Annotated in this window: 24 protein-coding genes; all 24 read right to left on the reverse strand. The window is 37.9% G+C overall.

From position 1 onward, the window contains the following. Positions 1-21: 21 nt before the first annotated feature. Positions 22-2,658: a phage tail tip lysozyme gene (locus A3I9_RS0107775; RefSeq protein ID WP_018378475.1), complete on the reverse strand. Its 2,637-nt coding sequence runs from the start codon at positions 2,656-2,658 to the stop codon at positions 22-24. A 12-nt stretch (positions 2,659-2,670) separates the two neighbouring features. Then, a complete protein-coding gene (locus A3I9_RS0107780) occupies positions 2,671-5,055 on the reverse strand; it encodes a VirB4-like conjugal transfer ATPase, CD1110 family (protein WP_018378476.1) in 2,385 nt (794 codons plus the stop codon). Continuing rightward, entirely contained in the window at positions 5,009-5,362 is a 354-nt protein-coding gene (locus A3I9_RS0107785; RefSeq protein ID WP_018378477.1) for a PrgI family mobile element protein, read from the reverse strand. The genes A3I9_RS0107780 and A3I9_RS0107785 overlap by 47 nt, the downstream gene beginning before the upstream one ends. A 71-nt stretch (positions 5,363-5,433) precedes the next feature. Further along, positions 5,434-5,811 carry a hypothetical protein gene (locus tag A3I9_RS0107790; protein ID WP_018378478.1) on the reverse strand — a complete coding sequence of 126 codons (378 nt, stop codon included), beginning with the start codon at positions 5,809-5,811 and terminating at the stop codon, positions 5,434-5,436. 81 nt (positions 5,812-5,892) lie between these two features. Further along, positions 5,893-6,630, reverse strand: a complete 738-nt coding sequence (locus A3I9_RS0107795) for a hypothetical protein (RefSeq protein ID WP_018378479.1) — start codon at positions 6,628-6,630, stop codon at positions 5,893-5,895. Between the two features lie 12 nt (positions 6,631-6,642). Beyond that, positions 6,643-6,870 carry a hypothetical protein gene (locus A3I9_RS0107800; protein ID WP_018378480.1) on the reverse strand — a complete coding sequence of 76 codons (228 nt, stop codon included), beginning with the start codon at positions 6,868-6,870 and terminating at the stop codon, positions 6,643-6,645. Positions 6,871-6,883: 13 nt separating this feature from the next. Then, entirely contained in the window at positions 6,884-7,063 is a 180-nt protein-coding gene (locus A3I9_RS13840; RefSeq protein WP_042361652.1) for a PC4/YdbC family ssDNA-binding protein, read from the reverse strand. 162 nt (positions 7,064-7,225) lie between these two features. Then, positions 7,226-8,785 carry an SEC10/PgrA surface exclusion domain-containing protein gene (locus A3I9_RS13225; RefSeq protein WP_018378482.1) on the reverse strand — a complete coding sequence of 520 codons (1,560 nt, stop codon included), beginning with the start codon at positions 8,783-8,785 and terminating at the stop codon, positions 7,226-7,228. A 138-nt stretch (positions 8,786-8,923) separates the two neighbouring features. Beyond that, positions 8,924-12,502: an LPXTG cell wall anchor domain-containing protein gene (locus tag A3I9_RS13040; protein WP_018378483.1), complete on the reverse strand. Its 3,579-nt coding sequence runs from the start codon at positions 12,500-12,502 to the stop codon at positions 8,924-8,926. A gap of 19 nt (positions 12,503-12,521) precedes the next feature. Beyond that, the gene (locus A3I9_RS12685; protein ID WP_018378484.1) at positions 12,522-13,373 is read right to left on the reverse strand and encodes an LPXTG cell wall anchor domain-containing protein; all 852 of its coding nucleotides are present in this window, start codon (positions 13,371-13,373) and stop codon (positions 12,522-12,524) included. A 12-nt stretch (positions 13,374-13,385) separates the two neighbouring features. Further along, entirely contained in the window at positions 13,386-13,697 is a 312-nt protein-coding gene (locus tag A3I9_RS0107825) for a hypothetical protein (protein WP_018378485.1), read from the reverse strand. Positions 13,698-14,096: 399 nt separating this feature from the next. Beyond that, complete coding sequence (locus tag A3I9_RS0107830; protein WP_018378486.1) at positions 14,097-15,077, reverse strand: replication initiator protein A; 981 nt, start codon at positions 15,075-15,077, stop codon at positions 14,097-14,099. 9 nt (positions 15,078-15,086) lie between these two features. Beyond that, positions 15,087-15,251, reverse strand: a complete 165-nt coding sequence (locus A3I9_RS13585) for a hypothetical protein (protein WP_018378487.1) — start codon at positions 15,249-15,251, stop codon at positions 15,087-15,089. A 28-nt stretch (positions 15,252-15,279) separates the two neighbouring features. Then, a complete protein-coding gene (locus A3I9_RS0107840) occupies positions 15,280-15,960 on the reverse strand; it encodes a DUF2786 domain-containing protein (protein ID WP_018378488.1) in 681 nt (226 codons plus the stop codon). 1 nt (position 15,961) lies between these two features. Then, on the reverse strand, positions 15,962-16,435 hold the full coding sequence (locus tag A3I9_RS0107845; RefSeq protein ID WP_245538935.1) for a hypothetical protein: 474 nt from the start codon (positions 16,433-16,435) through the stop codon (positions 15,962-15,964). A gap of 107 nt (positions 16,436-16,542) precedes the next feature. Beyond that, positions 16,543-17,136: a YpmS family protein gene (locus tag A3I9_RS0107850; RefSeq protein WP_018378490.1), complete on the reverse strand. Its 594-nt coding sequence runs from the start codon at positions 17,134-17,136 to the stop codon at positions 16,543-16,545. Next, positions 17,108-17,950 carry an SGNH/GDSL hydrolase family protein gene (locus A3I9_RS0107855; RefSeq protein WP_018378491.1) on the reverse strand — a complete coding sequence of 281 codons (843 nt, stop codon included), beginning with the start codon at positions 17,948-17,950 and terminating at the stop codon, positions 17,108-17,110. Before A3I9_RS0107855 ends, A3I9_RS0107850 begins: the two co-directional genes overlap by 29 nt. After that, complete coding sequence (locus A3I9_RS0107860; protein ID WP_018378492.1) at positions 17,943-18,773, reverse strand: DegV family protein; 831 nt, start codon at positions 18,771-18,773, stop codon at positions 17,943-17,945. The genes A3I9_RS0107855 and A3I9_RS0107860 overlap by 8 nt, the downstream gene beginning before the upstream one ends. Before the next feature lie 88 nt (positions 18,774-18,861). Continuing rightward, positions 18,862-19,512 carry an HD domain-containing protein gene (locus tag A3I9_RS0107865; protein WP_018378493.1) on the reverse strand — a complete coding sequence of 217 codons (651 nt, stop codon included), beginning with the start codon at positions 19,510-19,512 and terminating at the stop codon, positions 18,862-18,864. A gap of 34 nt (positions 19,513-19,546) precedes the next feature. Continuing rightward, positions 19,547-21,205, reverse strand: a complete 1,659-nt coding sequence (gene recN / locus A3I9_RS0107870) for a DNA repair protein RecN (protein ID WP_018378494.1) — start codon at positions 21,203-21,205, stop codon at positions 19,547-19,549. A 3-nt stretch (positions 21,206-21,208) separates the two neighbouring features. Then, complete coding sequence (locus tag A3I9_RS0107875; protein WP_018378495.1) at positions 21,209-21,634, reverse strand: arginine repressor; 426 nt, start codon at positions 21,632-21,634, stop codon at positions 21,209-21,211. Next, positions 21,627-22,448: a TlyA family RNA methyltransferase gene (locus tag A3I9_RS0107880; RefSeq protein WP_018378496.1), complete on the reverse strand. Its 822-nt coding sequence runs from the start codon at positions 22,446-22,448 to the stop codon at positions 21,627-21,629. The genes A3I9_RS0107875 and A3I9_RS0107880 overlap by 8 nt, the downstream gene beginning before the upstream one ends. Then, a complete protein-coding gene (locus A3I9_RS0107885; protein WP_018378497.1) occupies positions 22,429-23,322 on the reverse strand; it encodes a polyprenyl synthetase family protein in 894 nt (297 codons plus the stop codon). The genes A3I9_RS0107880 and A3I9_RS0107885 overlap by 20 nt, the downstream gene beginning before the upstream one ends. Further along, positions 23,319-23,540, reverse strand: a complete 222-nt coding sequence (locus A3I9_RS0107890; protein WP_018378498.1) for an exodeoxyribonuclease VII small subunit — start codon at positions 23,538-23,540, stop codon at positions 23,319-23,321. The genes A3I9_RS0107885 and A3I9_RS0107890 overlap by 4 nt, the downstream gene beginning before the upstream one ends. Positions 23,541-23,571: the final 31 nt, after the last annotated feature.

Genomic DNA, 23,571 nt, shown 5'->3' on the forward strand with positions numbered 1-23,571 from the left:
TTCCTTTCCTTTTTCTATGTGCTATGGCACAATCACCTCATTTTGTAATAGAGTACCTTTATCCTTAAATAAGAAGCTTGGATCGACATCATTTGCAAAATCTCCAATATAATATTGGAAATGTACATGAGGAACCCCCACTGTACCAGTGTCACCTAAAACAGCGATTTGTTGCCCTTGTTCGATTCGGTCTCCAGAATTGAATTTTGGTACATATTTTAGGTGACCATAATAAGTATAGCCCCCTAAATCAGTCTGAATTACAATTGAATTTCCCCAAGGAGTTGGACCTGCTACTCGAACTACCGTTCCCCCAAGAACTGCAAAAACTGGTATATCGTTCGCATAAACTACTGAACTATTGTAATTTGCACGAACAGCGGCTAAATCTACACCATCATGACGCCCTTTAGGATACATCCATGCTCCTGCACCTTGACTCCAAGGAGTTTTTCCCCAAGGCTGAACAACAATATAGGGTTCGTTAAACATGTGTTTGCCACGTCCCTTATTTTTATTATTCTTGAGGTAACTCAACCATTTTTGAGCAGAAGCAATACGTGCTCCTAGTTTATCTCCTGAATTCCCTTCCCACTCTATTAGGAAATTTCTGGTAGATTCTTCTACTGAAGCGCTCGAAGTTAAAATTTCACGTGCTTTTTGTTGATACCATGGTGCATCGCCATGAAGCATAAAATCAAGCTGAAGTTCTAAATCATACCACTTCTTATTTTTAGATTTTGCATAGTTTAAGAGAAGAGTATGACGAGTAGAACCATCTGCAGTATCAGTCCATTGTCCTAGCCCTATCCCCCGATGGAGGATATTTGGGTACCTGCCATTATAGATAGATGGCCCATTGATAGACAACCATGCAGAATCGTCCCAAGAGTTAGTAGATGCACCAATAGGAGGATTCAGATAGTCTCCCTCAGCTCTTCTAGCTGTAATACTACTCTCGACATCCCAGTTGCCTAAAATAGAAGCTAACCCCTCTAATTTCAATCCAGGAACATGTTTTTTAAAATAACTAAGAATAAATTGAACACGTTGCCCTTGATCTGCATCTACATTTGTTGTCAGTATAAAAGTCTCCTGAAGATACTTCACTTTAGGAAGATAAAAGCCAGGATTTACATATGTCCATTTATCTTTATCCTTCTTTGAAGCCGCCGCCTCTTCTAACTTTTGATAATAGACCTCTTGACCTATATCAGAAGAAACTGTTCCAATGCTTTCTCCTACAACGACCTGTGCTCCAGTTTCATGCTTTACTTCAGATAGATTTTTAAATGTGATAATTGCTTCACTCGTACAAATCAAGACATCTTTCTCTGGAGTAACTTCAATCGTTCCTGAGATTGGAGCTATAACAGTTCTTCCCTTTTCAACTTGAAAAGTAGTACCGTTATAAATCTTTGACTTAGTCTCATATCCAAATCGTTTCGAAATTGGAAGAGGTTCAGTTGCTTTCTCATCCGTCAGTGGATAGAAAGGGTTTTCGAGTTCTTGGTAATTCGTATACTTCCCAACCTCCTCTGATAACTCCAGTAACTCTTTATACTCTTGTAATTGATTGTTACTCAATTTAGCCCATTTTAAATCAGAAGAGTCACCATATAAATCGGACATTTTTTTCAGATTACTAGTATCCTTGTTTAAATGATTCCAAATATCATTTAACGCATCTGAGTAATGATTAAATCCTAGATTTCCTGCTAGTTCTCCACCTCTCCCTTCTTTCCACGAACTTTCTGGATTCCATTCACCACCATAGCGGTAGTTCATGAAGTATAATATATCATCGATATTCGTCCAGTATTCAACTTCACTTGTTGTTTCTTCTCTATCACGCTTGCTAAGTTGTAACCAAGATTTGTTCAAATCAAACTCATCTTGTTCTACCGTGGAAGTATTTCCGACAAATAAAGCTATTGTGCATAATAATAAAAATGAAATTAAATAAGCCTTTAACGATAGAGGATTAGCCAGAATAGCTTTAAGAGGGCGCATAATATAGCTTCCCCACTTACTAGCTGTTTTGAATCGTTTCACTACCTTATTGCTAGCAACTCGCATCCTTAACTGTCGCAGACGATAGGCAGCCTTTGTTTCCCAACGATTCATTTTAGGCGTTCTTGTAAATCCACGTCCTTTTACTAGGTTATAAGTGCGATTAGATAGACTGTATGTAGCTCTACCTGTTTTACTTGCAATTCCTCCTGCGTATCTAAAAGCATGTTTTGTCTGTTGTATGCTTACGTTTGTATGACGAATTTTCTGACGAGTTGAAGCAATATCACTCAATATATCATTGTCACGTACAGCTGTCTCAGTTGTAGAGCGGATATTCCCATAGCCTTTCTTGGCGATTCTTTTCTTTAGGCTGCCTCCTGCTCGATTAACTGCTTTTTTCTTACTCTTGACAGCTTCTTTTTTCTTATACTTAGCTTGTCGGACTTCTTCCTTCGCAATCGATTGTTTGACTGAAGCACGTTTCTTCAAATACCGTGCTTCAGCAGAAGTACTTGCTTTATATGTCTTAGGAGTTTCTTTTTTGACCAGTCTATATCGCGAATTTGCTTCAGAAAGTTCTTTTTTCGCATCTACAAGATTAGCCTTAGCCCTCCTCAACTCTCGCCTTGCTTTTCTAGCCAACTAGACCACCTCCTAGTTCTTAGCATTTGTATGAGTAAGCTGGAATAACCTCGTATTATCAGGAATAGTATTGTTAAATGGTACAATCACATCCCCTGCAACAATCAATCCACTTCCCTTTGTCTTTGGCTTCAAAATATAGCGTTCTAGCGTTGGTGACAGTTTCAATATTTTACGTAATTGCATCATATCTGTTTCTTTTTGTCGCAATAAAATCATAAATTCACTATTAGAAAGTAATTTTCTTCCTTCCTCTGTAGAAAGAACTGTTTCAATATTTTGTGTAATCCCTGTTGGAATAGCACCATATTTACGGACTCGTGAGTAGAGTTCAGTAAAAAATGTACGTTGTGCCTGGTCTTTAAATAGTAGCTGAATTTCATCGACATAAAGCCGTGTGGTCAATTTCCCTTGGTTTTCTACAATCATATTCCAAATATAATCTTGGATAACCAGTAAAGCAAATGGTTTTAGTTTCCCTTTCAGTCGCTTGATATTAAAGATAATAAAGCGACTATCTAGGTTCACATTTGATTGATAAGAGAAGATGTTCTGAGATCCTTTAGCATATGGTTCTGACTTGGTAGCCAAATTCTGAGCAAACTCTTCAGGCTGTTCCAAAAGTACATTGTGCCAATCTGCTAGAGTTGGCAGTTTACCACTACCCTCAAATCGTTCATAAGTCAATGCTGTAACCCGGTCAATAATACCGAACTCTTCATCGCTCACCTCATCGAACATTGATTCAAATAATCCCATCAGCAAGTTTGCCTTATCACCAATCGGATCATTATCCTCATCGTCTAATAAGTCTAACTTGTCTTGGCTCGGCAAATCCAAAAGGTTTAAATGATTTTTAGAACCAACTGCAATATCAATAATTTGTGCGTTAAACTCACGACCTATCGTAGTGTACTCGTCTTCAGGGTCAATGATAATAATACGATCTTCGGGATAACGCAGTAACGTTGGAATGATTTCTGCTGTCTTAACAGTCATCCCTTTACCAGCACCAGCTGTACCAAAAATCATCCCACTACCTGTATTCAGGTCAGCTTTACGATCCAAGGTAATAATATTATTGGAAAGCTGATTTTGACCGTAATACAGAGCTTTTTTAGAATTCGAGATGAGTTCCACATTAGTAAATGGGATTTGAGTGGCAACATTGTCTGTCGTCATGTCACGTACAAAACGCTTCTTTACATCTAGATAAGCATGACCTATCGGCAGGATAGTATTGAGCGCTTCTTCCTGGTAATAGTAACAATCATTAAAATCAACACCCAATCGACGTGCAGCAGTCTTCAACTTATCGGCATTAGCGTTGAGAGTTTCATTATCTGGAGCAATAAAATAGACAGCAATCAAACCAGCATACATCTTTTGGTCATTATCAATGATTTCATCTTTCCACTCCTTAGTCGCCTCGTTGACTTCCTTTGCAACTCCAGAAGTTGATAATTCTGAATCAATAATTCCATCACGCAAGCCATCTTTTTGATTTTTAATCATTTCTGATTTAACAGCTGCTTGTTGACTATTGATTTTTTTAAGAGCATCTGAGGTATCATACGGCTTAGCATGTACTGTAATCGCAAATTCTACACCTGTTTCCGTCAATTTTTTCATCAGTCTATCTGATAAGAAAGTTGGATATTTTCCGATATACATCACCTTAGCATAGAAATGATCAATCTTCATTCGGTCTTCCATGAACTTAATTCTGCTAGGTGCAATGAAGTCCTTCGATGTTAGACCAGATAGAGCAATATCACGATAATTGTAGGTAAGAAAATTTTCACCCTTCAGTAAGTAATTAAAAATCTTCAAACGGTCTAAGCCATCCATATCCGTTAAACTGATTTCCATTTCTGCAAATTGATTTGCCAATGAGACACCCATCTCATCTAATTGTCTATCAGCCAAATCACTATCATTTGCATCTGTAGAAATGATAATGTATTTATCGAATTGAAAGTTTTTACTATTTTTAGAGAAACGCTTGTTTATAATTGCGTTATACTCATCTCTATAGTTCTGGTACTCATCACCGACGTTGTCAAATAAAACATCCGCTACAACCTGTGTTTCTATACGTCGGTTAATACCTAGAAACTGAAAATTGTCTCCTGCATCAAGAGAATTGATAGCTTCAGCATATGTTGTAATTACATCAATCTTCTCCTCATCTGTTGTAGAAGTATATGCGACATCACCTAAGCGAAAACTCTTAGAGTACTCTTGACCAGTAATATACATCAGACCATCTTCAAATTGACTAGTATAGCGGATAGTAAGTTGTGTGGATGGCTTGATTGTTCGTTGTAAACGTGCCTTGCGTTGTTTTTCAGTCTGGCTTAGCTTCCGAGACTGTTTTCGATTGAATAAAGTCATTTTTGGTAACTTTCTCCTCCTTTCCGAAATCTGTTAAGTATGCACGATCCTGAATCGTGTATTTGAACTTCCAACGCTCTAAATACTCATCCTTTCGGTTAGATGAAAAGATAAGCGCTGGTACGATAATAGGGATTGATAAAATAAATAAGATAATCTGTGGAACTCCCAATCGTAGTAAAACAATATTGAGAACACCAGTACCAATCACAGCAGACAAAAGAATTAAATTCTGCTTAGTCATGTTGCCGAAAATTGGCTTTTCATAGTTCTCAAACTCCTTTAAAAATTTTGAGCCAAGTTTCATAAAGCTCCTTTCTGACAATAAAAAAAGCACAATGCAAAATTGCATCATGCTTCATGTGATAATTTGTATTTTCACTCCTTACTTCTAAACAAACTAAATGTGACAAATAAAGATAAAAACATAGAAACTATGGTGATTATAGAAAAGTCATGATTTGTAAATTGGACTTCTCCAGATACAAACATAGCTTTATATATAACAAAAATTATCCAAGTAATAATACCTACACCAATCCAGTGTTTTAGGAAGTAATAAAGAAAGATTGGCGATTTTATAACGAAAGATATCGCTAGGAATAGGAACTTCCCAATCATTGAAATGTGATATCTAATTCCTCTTCGCTTTTCTAATCCCGCCGCTATTAATTCTTCATGAGAAGCACAAGCCATTGCTTCATATAAATTGTCTAAAGCTTCTTCTACACTTTGAACTTGCTTTCCTTCTTTCATAATACCCCCTTTTTTATCAATATAATTATATTTATAATTATATTGTATCACAACTTTTCAAAAAATGCACCCTTTTGTTTTTTAACTAGTTCCTAAGATACTTTTTGCTAAACGTTGACTACCAAACAGCATAAAAATAAAGATAATACCTTTTGCAATAGATGCAAAAGCTGTCACATAATCCCCTTCTCCTGCTTTCAACATGTCTGTTTGAACAAGTACGGGATATAATCTGATTACAATCATCAATATCAAACCTTGCAAGGCAGCAGCGCCAAACTGCTTTAAGAAATTTATCATCGTAGGTCTAGTAGAATCAGCCATAAAAAATGCTACCATCACCGGTCCGAGTGCTTTCAAAAGATACATCTGGAAGAAACGCATCATCAGAAGTAACTTTGCTGATACACCTGCTATATAATTTGTAGTTTTACCAACAAATCCAACTATATTTTTTAAAAACCATCCCGTCAAGCCTTTTGTCGTTACATCAAAATTAATTTTTGTATTTGGTAAAACACCGTTTGTTAGCTTAATCGCAACGTTAAAAATCTCGACAATGAAATCAAAGATTGAAGAGCTATATATGACAAATAAGTAAGCTAAAACATATTTAATAGCTAACTCTAACCAAAGATTTGCTGTAATAGCACCTCCTTCTTGTTTAAAGTATTTATACCAGCTATCTAACTCCAAAAGTAAAAAAACACCAATTATCACAAAGGCAAGGGGCTGTGTCGCGCTAACAATCAAATCCACAGAACTATTAACGGTTGCGTTATAGTCTGCTAGCGACTTTGTTAATTCTGAAACATCCACCTTGTTCTCCTTCTAACCAATAATACCACTCATTTGAGCAATGACTGCTGCTGCAATTGAGGCTGATACTGCTGCAGTCAACCCACCAAAAATCATAGCATTCTGCCCTTTTGATTGCTGCATTGCATTTTCATTAATCTTTCCAGTCGAAAAATCCTGCCAACCAGTCCATATACCAAATAACCCTATCATTGTTCCTGCTCCACCTAAATATCCTACAATCTGTGTAAATAGTTCCATATGTATTTTCTCCTTAATTCATTTGTCTAATGATTTGTTTCAAGTTTTCCCAAACTTGTGGTTCAAATGTCAACCCTTTTCCTCCACGTGTGTGGTCAGGGTTCCAATCACGAATTTCATACTTAGCTGGTTTACCATTCCAACTAACTAGATTCAACTCTGTTGTCCATCCTCTTGTATTCGTATTTAACATAGCAATGTGCTCAATTATTTTAAATGTTACTTCACTTGTAACTGAAGACTGTCCCAATTTTTCTTCAGAGGATGGAGTTTTCCCAAAATTTGAATTTTCCATTCTTTTCCTTTCTAACCTATCTAAAAAGCTACTAGAATCATCTAGTAGCTTACTAATTATTTATTTTGCATACCAGGCAATACCTTCCTGCTTCCAGCCACGTGTTGAAAGAACCTGATATTCATTTTTATCTTTTGTATATAAATGTTTCTTGATACCACTATGGTATAATCGATAAACCTTAACATTTCCCTCTGAACGGTATGCAATACCTTCTTGTCTCCAGCCACGTGTCGCAAGAACCTGATATTCATTTTTATCTCTCGTATATAAATGTACTTTTAATCCCGAATGATACAAACGATAAACTGGATCACCTTTCGATGAAGTCATCCATGCTTGCCCTTCCTGCTTCCAACCACGTGCCGAAAGAACTTGATATTCATTTTTATCTTTCGTATAAAGATGAACCCTTAATCCTGAATGATATAAACGATAAACTGGTTGTAAGCCTTTTATTATAGGATTTTGTTTTGAAATAGTTTTACTAGTTGATTTTGTAGTTTGTTTCAGAATTTGTGAATCCTTACGTAAATCATCTAACACACGTTTCGCTTGTGCTAAATCAGCCTTAGCTTTAATTAAAGCATTATCTGCAGCTTGTTTTTCTAAAGATCGTTGATTGTAAATCGACTCAGAAAGGCTTAATTGTTCCTGAGCTTGTGAAACTGCTAATTGATAATTTGAGTAGTTATTCGGATTTACAATCACAGAGGAATCAAAACTAGAGCCTGGTAAAATCTCATCACGTCCAACTGCAATAATGTGTACGTTATCAATCTCACGTGTTCGAGAAAATCCAATAGAAAGATATTCTATATCATTCACATACCAGATTCCTGCCAACCCCATAGCATGAAACCATTCGTCTTTCGCAAACATCATTTCAGTATAAGCTAAATGAATATCATGTTTTAAATCAGCCATCGTCTTCGTTACGCCACCTGCATAAGCAGACAACAGATTTTCATAATATTGACCTTCTTTCAAACCAAAAGATTTAGCCAATTGCTTGATAGCTTCTTCATGGTGAGCTTTTAAATACCAATCATCTGCTGTATATCGATTTGCAATAGCCTTTGAAAAATCAATCGATCCTTGAGTTACATATACTTGAGGTGTACCAAACTGTGTTCGAATCTGACTCTCAATAGACTGCGCATACCATGCTAATTCAATGAGTTGATTATTTGTAAGATGTAAAACATCAACTGAATAATTATCTTTTGGATTTGCTACATAGACATTGTTCTTAAGACCTTCATCTGCGAGTGCAATCAATTTTTGCTCTCCTGCAATATCTAATTTTTTCCGATAATCTTTCAGAGCATTCACATACTCTTGACTCAATTTGAAAACGGGATAACTATTTAAAGTATTACGTGCTTGTTCGACTTTTACTTTAGCATTGTCATATGCTGGTTTAGCAGCAGCTAAATTTGAATTTGCTTTTGATACATTCCCTTCTGCAAGTAGCACTGTTTGCTCTAGGCTTTTAACTTTTGCTTCTGCCTGTTGAAGAGATGTCGAAGTCTGATTTGCATTTACTAAGGCTGGGCTAAAACACCCTATCATAATGGTGCTTAATGCAATACTTACAAAACCTTTAAACTTTTTCATGTTTTTCTCACTTTATTTTTAATATATTCATTATACCATAGTTTGCCACATTTAAAAATGGAGAGAGGAGGTAAATATTGGCCACCCTCTCACTCCAAAGTCAAGAAATTAATAAATACAAATTCTATTGAAAATGACCTACTGTTCTTCTTTTTTACGCAACCCTAATAATCCCATTACAGCTAACACTGTTGCACCAATGATTGTTAATGGTGACTGATGTTCTCCCGTTTGTGGTAAGAATCTCGCGGGTGTGACGGGCACTGAAGGAGGAGTTGTTGGTGGAGTTGGTTTAATCGGTTCTGTTGGCTTAGTCGGCTGTGTTGGTGGAGTTGGAGGAACATGATTTGTAACGACATTTGACACATAACCATTACCAAAATCAATTTGATAAGCAACATTATCAATTGGACCAACAGCACTATCTAGTACTTCTGCTGGGGTAGTGAAAGTTATTGTTTTACCTGTCACTACATACTTATCGTAAAAGTTCATAGGATTTTCTGCAACCCAGATCACAAACTCATCGTTTTCTACAATTGGTACATTTGCATTTTGAACTAGTGCTTTAATTTCTTCCGGTGCCTCTGCAATATTTTGAATTACATAGGCTTTTAATCCTGTAACTGTGTTACCATCAGAATCAATCATTGTCGTTTTATCTGACATGAACTTGACTTTAGTTTCATCATAATTATCAATTTTGCCAAATCCTTTTTGGATTGCTACTGCATTTGCTACAATATCTTTATATTGATCCAAAACCCAATCGCGAACATAGTTAATAACTTGTCCTTTATTTACCAATTTCCCATCAATATCTACACCAGAAACATCTTTGACTTGCTTCGTAGGAGTTGGGGCAGGTGGTGTATGCACGACTACTGTATTGCTATACACTTTGTAATCATTACCAATTTGCAAGGTATAGTTATTGAGATAAGTTGCTCTATCATTTAATACTAAACCACGAATAATTGGATCTATCACGTCATAATCCTTTGACAAATCTGCATTCATTGCTGCTACTAAAGAATCTTTTCCGACAAAAGTTAATGTGTGATTATCTTTAGCATAAGTTACTTTGAAATCAGGATTTTCAGTTTCAACTTTAGTTAAATCAATTTCATAGCCTTGAGGTAAGCTATCTACAATCACATAGCTTCCATTTGCAACAACTTTTCGTCCTGCTTTTAACACATCCGTTTTAAGACGATACACAACATTGGATGCTTTTGCAACTGTCTTGTTATGTAAATCTGTCCCACCACTATCTTCAACGGATTTTGAAATAGTTGGTTTCTGAGTAACTGTAAAATGATTCACATTAACTTTCGGTGTTTTAACATCAAATTTCACTAGTGTAACTGAAAGCGGAGGAATTTCTGGAGTTTCTGGTTTAGTCGGCGGAGTTGGCTCCGTTGGTTTAGTCGGTTGTGTTGGTGGGGTGGGTTTAATCGGTTCTGTTGGCTTAGTCGGCTGTGTTGGTGGAGTTGGTTTAATCGGTTCTGTTGGCTTAGTCGGCTGTGTTGGTGGAGTTGGAGGAACAGGTGCCTTGGTTGGTTTTGGTGGTTCAACTGGTGTCACTGGTACATCCCCAACAACATTCGTATTGAAAGCAAACCAAATATTAGATGGCTCAATACGGCCACCGTTAACATTCGATGTCACATCTCGATTAGTTAACCCAAATTGAAAACTAATTGGACTTGTAAATAATCCTATAGCCGATCCATAGTAACGAGTCTCTTTCTTCTCATCACCAGCAGAGTAGAATTTGGCAGAGGTAGAAGAGCCATCAACATACGAATTATTCGTTGCAGCATATGCAAAGTTTCCATGTTTCTTAACAGAAGAACCTACTAGTTCTACTAGTTCAGCCGCTCCGTAATTAACATATTCAATGTTACTATAATTAACTGCAGCTGATGTTTTATTATTCAATGATCCAAAATTCACCGCTACTGGACGATCTTTAGATACAATGATTTCATTTCCTTCTTTGTCAAACATACGTACATTCATCGTAATGTTTAAATCATCTGCTGAATTGTCTGCTTTTCTTACAGGAGAAGAATAAACAAAAATGGTTGAAGTCGGATCTGTATAGATTTGCGCAACACCTGTACTTCCTCCAGATAAGCTATTAACTGTATAAGTATATTTTAAACTACCAAGAACCGAATCTCCATAGTTCGAATTTTGAAGATTGTCGTAAGTAACAGTAAACTGATCTCCTTTATCAAGCCACAAGAAGTTGCTATAATCAGGTCCACCATATTTTACAAACGCATTTGCAGCATTTGCAGTGATATATGAAAGCAGTGCCGCACTATCTGTCAATTTACCACCTGATTTTTGGTAAGAATCAATCAGTGAGTAGCGAATAGTAGCAACATTCCCTTCAACACTCTTGATACGTGCGTTTGGCTCACTAGAAATATTTAGATATTGAGTCAAATATTTTGTAGGATAACCAGTTTTACCTACTTTTGATTTTAAATCCGCAACTCGCTTATCATAATCTGCTTTGTCTTTTTGATATTGGATCATTGCAGCATTGTAATCAATCATATTTTGTTTATATTGCGCCATTTTAGAAATGTGCAAATCAGACTCTTTGTCAAAATCAGCCTTATCTTTTTGATATTGGATCATTTTAGCATTGTATTCAACCATGTCCTTATCAAATTGAGCTTTTTTGCTTGTATATTCTGCTAAACTGGCATCAAAAATTGGTTTATCTTTTTGATATTGGGCTATCTTAGCATTGTATTCAACCATNCCCTTATCAAATTGAGCTTTTTTGCTTGTATATTCTGCTAAACTGGCATCAAAAATTGATTTATCTTTTTGATACTGTACAAATAACTGTTGGTACTCTGCAAACAGTTTCTTATATTCCTCAGAATCCTTGTTAAACTTCGACAACTGCTCTTCATAAACTTTCATTTTTTGAGCATAATCATTTAAAACAATTTTCTTGTTAGCAAGGTATGTATCTACTTCAGTTAAAGATTTAACATTTCCAGATGTATCTACTTCAGATGACTTCGTCACAGTTTGTGTAGTTACTTTTACGTCAATCCCACCATTAGTTGCTTTTGTGGCAATATCATCTACTTGTTTATTCGCATCAGATACTGCTTTTGTAGCATTGTCATAAGTTTTTGTCACATCATCAATCACAGCTTGTTGGATATCATAACTTTTTTGAGCAGATGCATAGTTATCCGCAGGTTTAGTATCTCCAACAACTACATCAATTCCAGCTGCTTTTGCTTGTTGTACAGAAGCATCAAGATTCGGACTTGGTACAACTGTTGTAATATCCCCTTCAGAGGTCCCAGCTCTTTTCTGACTATCAATAGCTTGATCTGATGATTCGGCTGGTTGATCAGCTAAATTGGTTGCGGAACTAATTACATCAGATGGTTCCTCCAACTTAACTGGTCCATCATTTATTGAACTTGAGACTTTAAACGGGCCTTCATCGGATTGGTTATGATCAATTGTTTCAGGTAGTTTACTTTCAACAATAGCTGGAATTGATTCACTTTCTTCAGCACTTGCTGTATATCCCACAAAAGTCAAACCGACTGCGCTAACAGCTGTTGCCAATACTATGGCTTTTTTCATTGTACCTAACGGCACTCCAACAAGGGTGGTAACATTTTTTGCTTTACGCAAACCAAAAACTACTTTATTTTCTAACATAATATTCTCCTTTACTTTTTTAAATCCAACGTTTTTTAATAAAACCAGTAATTCCTAATAAAAATATACCAGCGAAACTTAATAATCCTGTTGCACTATCTCCAGTATGCGGTAGGGTAGCTTTGGTACCATCTGCCTTCGTGATAGTGATTGTATTGTCTGTATTTGTTACACCTCCAATAACTTCAGGAGCAACAGCGCTACCATCATTCAAGATAATTTGTCCATTTTGTGTACTCGCAATCACTGATCCAGTATTTGTCAGTATTGGTTCGTTAATTGGTTGAACAGTTTGTCCTGTAATTGTTGAAAGAGTACCAACTTGAGATTTACCTTGTCGTTGTGCCTGATCCGCTGTTTTTGGTTCAGACGGCACTGGTTCTGGTGGATTAGTATTTGGATCAGGTTCTGAGTTTGGTTCTGATTGTCCACTAGGAGTTGGAGTTGGTTGTACTGACGGTTCTGATGGACTCGGAATAGGGGTAGGGTCTGGTATCGGTGTTGGCAGTACCTTTCCATCTGTTCCTTCTCCAGGAGCTGGAAGTGTAGGTTCAGTAGGAATTGTTGGATTGGATGGATTTGGAATAGGAACAGGAGTTACCTGTTCTCCATTACCATCAGTGCTAGGACTTATAACTGATGGATTAGTTGGATCTGGTGGTACAATAGTTGTATTGTTTTCTGGAGACTTTTGAGAATCACCATTTAACAAAGTTAGGTCAGTATTAATAGACTTATACGGTTCTGTAACAATAATGACATCATCTTTTGGTGCAAGACTTTGAGTTTCATCTGCCCCTACACCTGTACCAGCTAGTACTACCCCAATAGTCATACCTGTAATACTTGCTTTTAACAACACTCTAGACATATTATTCTCCTTTTACTTTTTAGGGCTATAACCTTTTCCTGTTAATAATAATTTTGATTGTTTTTTTTCTCCTTTATTTCTTCTCGCCACAAGAATACCATTCCGTTGAATGGTTCTAATTCTTGAATATAGTTTAGGATAGTCAATAATCACTTCAACATCTTGTAGACGACCACTAACAAATCCACGTTCACGTACAGTCGCGAATTTACTGTGAAGTTTTGCCTCTTTACCATCAAGTAAATACGCTGTTGCACCACCTTCGCGACCTAATTTTCTCAAGTCTGATAATGAGACCTGATTGGATATTTTAATTTCATCCATTTGACTTCTCCTTTTCATAGATGAAAGGCGATCTACGCCGTGCTGTAAGCTGTCATAGCAGCTCATCTGTATTTCTTCAGCAAGAGTTATAGTCTAGTTCCTCTCAACTCCTTTAGGTTATGGATTAACCATCCTTTTTCGTTGTATGACTGCGACTAGATATGTATTTCTAGTTGTTCCAGCACATCAGTTTACCTGTGTCTGGTTCACTCCGCCCCCGTTTCTTTTTTATCGCATAGTCATGCCGCTAAGTATTTCACTACCTAATCGTTTCGGGACAGAGGGGGTATTCAGTTGTCAAAGGACAAGCAGTTTAATGACATACTGAGGTCAAGTTTCAGATTTAATCCTTGATTAACCTATCAACTTCTTGCATAGTTTCTTCACCATAAACGAACCTCATCTGCCTCCTATATTCCCATAAAATACTTCAGCATTACGATGCGCAACCATCTTTTCTTCTATCCTTCGCTCTTCTCTGAGATTATCAAGCATTTTCAAGAGATAAGAGAGTGGACTCTCACAAGCAGGCGGGATACGTTCAATCATATCTAGCACTTCATTGCTGGTTGCATAACCACCAGATAGATATTGACCAATTTGCATTTTCTGATGATGTGTCAATGTATATCCTTCTGGATACATGTAACGGTCATTGTATTTATCTGCAATAACTTGTAAAAGAGAATAGTACTGTGGAGAGATATATTTTTGAGATTTATTTTGTGTATTTGAATCAGTTCTAGCTTTTCTAGAACTTATATTCATATTAGTATCACTTATATTAGTATTACTAGGGTCTAAATTTTGAACCTCCGGAAGTTCAATTTTTGGAAGTCCAAATTTTGAACTTCCGCTACTATCAACGATTTTAGCTTCTTTTTTATTTTCTTTTAAAACATTTCCACTAGCATCTAATTTCTTAATAAAATTGTCACTTTCATCATAAAAAATCATTTCTTGACAACTTGCATCAACTAACTGAAGGTAGAGGCGATTTGCTTTATTTCTACCAAGGCGCTCTTCCCGAAGCAACCCCATATCAGTCAATTCCTTTTTTATTTTAATGACAGTGCCCTTCGCCTTATCTAACAACTCCATCAAATCTTGGATTGTGTAAATCAAAAAGACAGAACCATTTTCATCAACATAATCACGTTTGCCATTTTGATAAGAATAAATACTTGCTTGACAGCGATCGTACAAAGCACCATAAGCGAGTTTTGCATCTGAAGACAAGACTACATACTTACTTGTATATTTTATCTTTACTCTTTGCTTCAAATCTTCGTTCCATTTTCTTTCAATCCGTGTTGAGAAAATTTTAGGGACTTGATAAAAAGTTTGTGTGGTCAATAAATCAATAGTTATATCTGCCATCTCTTAATCCTACCCTGCTACTTTAATACCAAATTCGCCAGATCTGGAAAATTTAATCAATCCAAATTGCTCTAGTTCTTGTAAAATCAACTTTGCTTTGTATGGCGTCACATTCTGTGATTGCATAATTTCTTTCAAAATTAACTTACGTGCTTTTCTCTCTAATCTAGTCATAATTTTCTCCATATTGTAGATTCAATTTTTATAATTGATCTCCATTCAACAATTCCTCTGATAGTAACTTAGTTTCCTTTGACTGTTCAATACCAGAAATATACGCCTCATAATCAACGTCAAATGCCATTTTAAGGCTTCTACTTTTTAGGTCTCCCATACGCTGTCGCTGTTCTTCTAGAACCTCTTCAGGAACCTGTACCATAAGAGCATACTCTTCTGACGACTGAACCTGGTTTCTGAAGCGATGATCAAGACCTTCTAAGAAACCTAATAGATAAGATTTCTTATAGTCTTTCCACCTTGACTTTGTAACAGTAGGCAAGAGCCGTTTTAATCGATATTTAAGATATAAAATCGCTCCTTCATATACTCTAGTGCAAAGTTCAGTATCAGACCGATAGCCAAAGAAAATCACCTGAGTAATGCCTTCATCCATCTTCCGTCTTCTAATTGTTTGGCATCGGAAATTTTTTCCTAGAATTGCAGCTAATTCCTCCTGCCACCAGGGCAATCTATATTCCCATGTCCCTACTGCCTCACCTATATTATTTTTGGTTTTAGTAGCCGTTACATCACTCATCGACAACTTATGTTTAAACATGAGTTTCTGAGCCATTAGAAGGGCTGTCTGTCCTTCTTCATCATTAGGTGCATCGTAGGCCAATTCCAAAAGATTTTGGATCTTTTGAACAATTTTATTTTCCATATCAATTCTCTTCACGATATTTTCGTGGCAAATGTCTAGCATAGTGATCAGAATCATTCACCGCTGCATTATGAAAAATCATATTATTGGCAATGATTTCTTGCCATTTTGGAATCTCTTCACGGTAGATACGATCTAGACCGTAAAATTTTTTTGCAATAAAACGAACAGCTCCGATATGATCTCCTAAACCAACTACACATAGCACATCGTGTTCCATATCATAAACCCAGTGATGCTTCGGACTTCTCAATATTTCCTCAGCAAATTCTCTATCTCTTTCTAACCAGTCATGCCCTGGTCGATAGTAAACTTTCATCTGATAAGGTTCATCGTTCCATCCATGGAAACAGTGGCTACATAGTGTTCTATTCTTATCAATCCACCAACAAGTACCGTGTTCTTCATCAATACAAGGCGTAACCCAATTACAAGCACAACGTCTGCAAATCCCTGTTTCTATTTCTAAACTCATGTTCTTTAGATACTCCTTAAAATACAAAAAAAGTAGGTAGCTACTGCTACCCACTGGGTTGTATTTATGATATTCTCAAAACTCTAGACACTTACCCCTCTTAACCCTTATTTTTTTCTGTATATGTCAAAGATAATCTGGTCATTATATAAATCAACTGTATTTGCCTTTATAGAAATCTTCAAATCATTTTTTATCGCAGATAATTGAATCAAAATCGTAGCATCTTTGGCATTAATACTGATAAATTCAGGCAATTTATAATTTTTCTTCAGATAGGTCAAAATTTCTGCCTTTGGAAGATAGAGTGTCCCTGCTGAAATTTCAGAAACAGTCAATAACACACTTCCATCTTCTAATTTACTGGGTTGAAAATAAATATAAAGCGGAATTTTTTGGCCTAGAATAGCATACTCCCCTTCAAACAGGACCTGCTGATTACTTGCATACAATTTGTAAGAGAAATCCTTTGTTTGATAATCTTCCAAATAAGTCGCAACCGTATCATTTAACTGATCACGAGTGGTTGTAAAGGTCCCAATTTTCGTTTCTTCCCCCTTTTCAACCTGAATCAAGCTGGTATCCTCACGATAGGTCACCATTCGACTCATCACCACGATGCCTAATCCTAAAATGGCAGCGACTAATAGTAAAAAAAGCCACTTCCATACATTAATTTTTCCATTGGTCTTTTGTTTCACTAATTTTCTCCAATACTGCTCGTTTCATGATTTCATACCCTGTATTATTGGGGTGAAAATTATCCTCTTCATACAGTGCGTCGTTCACCACTTTGCTTTCTTCTCCTGACATCTGGGGCACTCCCTCTTGTCCATCAATCCCTTGGTATAGAAGATCGTTGATAGGCACAAAGTAAACGTAATCCAAATGCGAAACTGCTTCCTCTGTTATCTGATTCCAATTATCTACAATGGTCTGCATCTCAGTCAATTCAGGAAAATTCAGATAAAAGGGATTGTAGATTCCTAACACATAAATGGGGAGGTTTGGATTATCCTTTCGTGCCAAATCAATAATTTCTAACAATCGCTTGCGGTACACTTTGGACGGCTTTTTAAACGTCGAAACTTTCAGTTTGGTAATATTTTCCAAAATCACCTTACGTAAATCATTACCCCCGACCGTCAGTGTCATCATATCCGCACTTGCTAATGCTTCTGAGATTTCAGTTTGCTCCTCCATGCGCGTCAAAATTTGCTGACTTGTGTTACCAGAGACACCATAGTTTTTAACCTCCATCTGGTAACCATAGTCATTCATTAAATTTTGAGCAACTAAAGGAACAAATCCACCTTGGTTGGTCGTATCCCCTACACCCTTCGTCAAAGAATCCCCGAGGGCTACATAGGAAAAGGTCTCAACTTTTTCCTTTTTGTAATCGGCCTTGGTTAAAACAGGTTGTGCGGCAGGTACAATGAAATGAAAAAGAAAGATAGACCCCAATAAACTGATGAAAAAGAAAACTAGACCTTGTAATAACTTCCGACTATTCATAGCGCACCAAGATGGCCCAAGCATCTTCACCTGTATGGGTTTGGATAATCGAGCTTGTTTCTAATACGGAAATTGGTGTAGGAACGAAAGCCTGCAACTTTTCCTTCATCTCATTGGCAAAATCTGGCTCACCCGCATAAGAAATGCCTAGTTCGACAACTTTTTTATTCTCTAAACTTGTCACAAAGCTATCCAGCCATTTCTTAAAGGTTTTACTACCTCGTCCCTTTACAATTGGTTCTAATTGATGGTCTTTCATTTGCATAATCACACGAATATTCAACAACGAACTCAACAAGCCTGTCACACGGCCAATACGGCCACCTTTTACAAGATTTTCCAGTGTAGACACTCCGATATAGAGTTCTGTCTTTTCTTTCACCTCTTCAATTGCAGTTAAAATCGCTTCCTTACTTGCTCCAGCTTTCGCCATACGCGCTGCTTCTACAACTTGGAATTTTGTTGCCTGGTCAGTGAAACTAGAATCAATGACTGTCACATCTGCACCTGACAAGGCTGCTCCTTGCCTTGCAGCTTCTACTGTCCCAGATAAGGCATGTGAAAGCATAATCGCAATGACCTGACTCCCGTTACTCGCTAAATTAGAAAAAACTTCGGCAAATACTCCAACTGGTGGCTGACTTGTTTTTGGCAATGCCTTGCTATGACGCATTAATTCAAGAAATTGACCCTGCTTCAAGTCATTGTCTGAATAGACCACGCCGTCTACCATATTGGACAAAGGAACAATCGTAATTCCTAGTTCATTTGCCAAATCACGCTCCATTGTGTTACTGGAATCTGTTACAATTTTTACTGTCATTTTCTCTTCCTACTTTTCATTTCAATGCTTTCATTATACCAAAAATTGAACAATTCAGCAGATTTTTCCACTTACACCTTCATCAAACTTACCGCCTTGCTTCCCATTCGGCGTAAAATTGTTCCAGATAAGATTCGAGAAATTCATGTCGGCCTTGTGCCAATCGTTTTGCTGTCTCTGTGTTCATCAAATCTTTTAATTTTAACAACTTCTCATAAAAATGACTGATGGCGGTGCCTTGATTGGAACGATATTCTTCTAGTGTCATCTGCTCGCGAACGGCTACTTGTGGGTCATGAATCGGTCGCTGTTTGTGACCAGAAAAGACCATGGTTCGAGCAATTCCAATTGCCCCAATAGCATCCAAACGGTCAGCATCCTGCACTATTTTGCCTTCCAAGGTCAAGGGAACATCACGCAGTGTCCCTCCCTTGTAAGAAATTCCTTGGATAATCATTAAAATTTCTTGTGTCTGATGGTCAGACAAGCCAAGGCTATCCAATAATCGATGAACTTCTGCCAAGCCTGCTTCCTCACTGCCTGCGACCTTCTCATCTGCTAAGTCATGCACTAGCGCAGCCATTTCACAGATAAAGGAATTCGCCCCTTCTTCGACTGCAAGCCTTTCAGCCATTTGGCGGACACGCACAATATGCCACCAGTCGTGACCACTTCCTTCACCCGTCAATTTTTCTTCTACATAGTGAGCTGTTTTCTGCAAGATTTCTGATTCTGTCATATTTTCCTCTTTTCAAAAAAAGTAAGCAGATAGCTTACTTTTGTAGTAGTTCTCTAGCTTGTGTACGGGCTGCTTCTGTCACATGGTCGCCAGCTAGCATCTTGGCAATTTCCTCCACACGCTCTTCCATCTCTAGAAGACGAACCTGTGAAACAGTAGTGGATTCATCGGATATTTTCTCAATAAAGAACTGGTTATCCGCAATCGCAATCACCTGTGGAAGATGTGAGATAGCGAGTACCTGACCAAATTGCCCAATTTTATAAATTTTCTGAGCAATAGCTTGAGCCACTCGACCAGACACTCCTGTGTCTACCTCGTCAAAGACAATGCTGGTCTTGCCCTCCTTACGGGCAAAGGCTGATTTAATCGCTAGCATGAGACGGGATAATTCCCCTCCAGAAGCAACTTTCACTAAGGGTTTAAAATCCTCTCCCGGATTAGTAGAAATATAAAATTCAATATTCTCATTCCCTTGACGGTTGAATTTCCCCTTGGTAAACTGCACTTGAAAACGAGCTTTTTCCATATACAGGTCCTGAAGTTCCTGTTGGATGTCGGCTTCTAATGCACTCGCAAGCTCGTGCCGAGCCTGGCTCAGTTGTTGCGCATTGTGAACCAATTCTCGTTCCAATTGTTTCAGTTGGCCTTCTAAATCCTGACTCGAACCAGAATTCCCTGTCAACAACTGGTATTCTTCCGTTATTTTTGATAGATACTCTAGCACATCATCAACTGTGCCCCCATATTTTCGAGTGATGGTATGCAACAAATCCAATCGCTGCTCCACCTGCATCAGACGATTGCCATCGAAGTCTAAGTTATCCAAGATATCCTCTAAGCGCTTGCTGACATCTTCTACTATATAGTAGGTTTCTGTCAATTGCTGAGATAATTCTTTATATTCTGGGTCGTATTCTTCCAGAGTCTGCAAATCATTCATGGCAGAACGTAGATTTCCCAAGCTTGAAAAATCTTCATTGTCTAGCATGGTATAAGCATTGGTCAGAGTATCGGCAATCTGTTTATGATTCATGAGACGATCCCGCTCTTGGTTAAGTGCTACATCCTCTCCCATCTTCAATTCTGATGCTTCAATTTCAGCGATTTGGTATTCTAGCATCTCAATTCGCGCCTTGTGCTCAGATTCATTTTTTTGTTTTTCAATAACTTGCTTACGCAAGTTACGATAGGCGTCAAAGGTTGTCTGATAATGCCATTTTAGGCTCTGAAAATCATTCTCCCCAAAACTATCCAAAAGCGAAATATGGTGTGTTGCCTTCATCAATTCTTCCTGATCATGTTGCCCATGAATATCAACCAAGTATTGACCTACTTGTTTGAGTACAGAAAGATTAACCAGCTGCCCATTGATTCGACTGACCGAGCGTCCGTTTGCTAAAATCTCTCTTCGAATAATCAGCTCTTCTGAAAATTCAATCCCCTGCTCTGCCAGTACTTCCTGTAAACCACTAGTCACATCAAGCGAAAAGAGCCCCTCAATTTCTGCCTTGGGGCTTCCATGACGAATGACATCTGTCGTCGCACGTGCTCCCAACATCAAATTCATAGCATCAATGATAATGGACTTCCCAGCCCCTGTTTCCCCTGTCAACACAGTCATTCCTGTATCAAAAGTGAGGGAAACTTCCTCAATAATGGCGAAATTTTTAATTGAAATTTCTAATAGCATTGCTTACCAAACCTTTATTGTCTGTTCCAATTGTGGAAGATAGTCTTCTTCATTCACAATAATTAAAATACTGTCATCGTCTGCTGTAATGCTGAAAATTTGTGCATCAAACCGTTCCAAAATTTGTCGTTTGACAACAGCAGTGCTTCCAGGAACCAACTTCAAATAGAGCATTTTGTCCATCGTCGCTGTCGAAAGGACATTATTACTCTGGAATCTAGAAGTTGCTGTCTTTGGAAGACCATAAATATAGCCTTTTCCACCAGTCGGAACTTTGATAATCCCCAACTCTTTAATATCACGTGAAACCGTTGCCTGTGTTGCAATAACATCCATTTCACGTAGTCGCTCAACGATTTCTTCCTGAGTATCAATCGGATAGCGAACCACCAGATCCTTAATTAAATTCAATCGTTCTTTTTTATTCATCTTTTATAAATTCTCCATGTGCTCGTGCCACGACATCGGCAAAAGAATCCTTCAACTGATTCGTTGGAACAGCTGACTTCTCCAAATGAGCTAAAAATTCGATATTTCCATGTCCACCTTGAATTGGTGAAAAATCCAGTCCTCTTATAGTAAATCCGCAATCCAAGGCAAAATCTGTCACCGTTTCTAGTACTTTTTGGTGGACAGCTTTGTCCTTGACAATCCCGTTCTTACCAATTTGTTCCCGTCCTGCTTCAAACTGTGGCTTAATCAAAGCCACCACTTGTCCACCATCAGCCAAGATCTGTTGAAGTGCAGGTAAAATCAAACTAAGAGAGATAAAACTCACGTCAATGGAAGCAAATTGCGGTTGCCCCTCTGTAAAATCTACAGGTTCTGCATAGCGGAAATTATACTGCTCCATACTACGAACCCGCTCATCTTGACGCAATTTCCAGACTAATTGATTGGTGCCGACATCAACAGCGTAGACTAATTTAGCACCACTTTGAAGCATCACATCCGTAAATCCACCTGTCGAAGCCCCGATATCAATTGTAGTCAGCCCATCCACCGAAATTCCAAAGACCTTGAGAGCTTTTTCTAACTTGAGTCCCCCACGACTGACATACTTTAGTTTTTCTCCCTTAAGTTTAAGCTCAGTGGACTCATCAATCTTCTCGCCTGGCTTATCATAGCGCTCACCATTGAGAACAGATACCACCAATCCTGCCATAACACCACGCTTGGCTTGTTCTCGTGTATCAAATAAGCCCTGCTTGTAGGCTAGTACATCAACTCTTTCCTTGGCCATCTAATCGCAACCTTTCTATCATATCTAAGATTTTTCCTGGCTGAAAATCGATTTCTTGTCCTAATTCTTGTAAAATAGCTTGCGCCCTATCTAGTGCATCGTGCAACACCACATAGGACTGTTCGAGGCCAAGTAGACTTGGATAGGTGGATTTTTCTGAATGAATATCCTTATTCGGTGTCTTCCCTAACTCTTCAAAGTTAGCAGTCACATCTAAAATATCATCTCTCACTTGAAAGGCATGTCCCACGAGAGAGCCAACCTGCCAAAGACGACCAAGCACACTAGCAGATTGCTCTGCTATTACTCCAGCAGCCCAAAATGGGAATGTCAATAACTTCCCTGTCTTATTGACATGAATATTTTGTAATTCCGTTAGGGATAGGGATTTGCCTTCACTGGTCATGTCTAACATCTGCCCCCCTACCATACCAAAGGTTCCAGATGATACAGACAAAAACTGAATGAGCTGCACAGTGATAATTGGCTTCAAATCTGCCTCTGCGATAAGCCCAAACGGGTCTAAAAACAAGCTATCCCCTGCTAAAATAGCTGTCGCTTCACCAAATTTTTTATGGCTGGTTAACCGACCACGACGGTAATCATCATCATCCATAGCTGGTAAATCATCATGAATGAGAGATCCTGTGTGAATCATTTCTACTGCTGCCGCCACATCATAATGAGCGTCTAATAATTCTATTCCAAAGGCTTCCAGTACCTCTAATAAGAACAAGGGACGAATCCGCTTGCCCCCGCTGTCAACCGAGTAGAGAATCGCATCCATTAATTCTGATGAAATATCATCACGGCTTTGTGAATGACTCTCATAATAGCGACGAATGGCCGCATCAATCTGTTTCAACTTATTCATTCGGCATCCAATTCTTTCTCTGTCCCATCCGCCTGCATCACCTTGACTAGTGTTTTTTCTGCATCGTTGAGTGTCTTTTGCAAAGTCTTTGATAATTTCATTCCCTTTTGGAATTCCGATAAGGCCTCTTCTAGCGCAACATCTCCCTGTTCCAATTTCCCTACAATTGTTTCTAGCTCTGCTAAATTTTCTTCAAATGTTTTTGTTTTACTTGGCATGATGTCTTCCTTTCATTTTTAGGCAATCCAC

Origin of the sequence: Streptococcus ovis DSM 16829 (genome assembly GCF_000380125.1) — a bacterium.
Classification (GTDB): domain Bacteria; phylum Bacillota; class Bacilli; order Lactobacillales; family Streptococcaceae; genus Streptococcus; species Streptococcus ovis.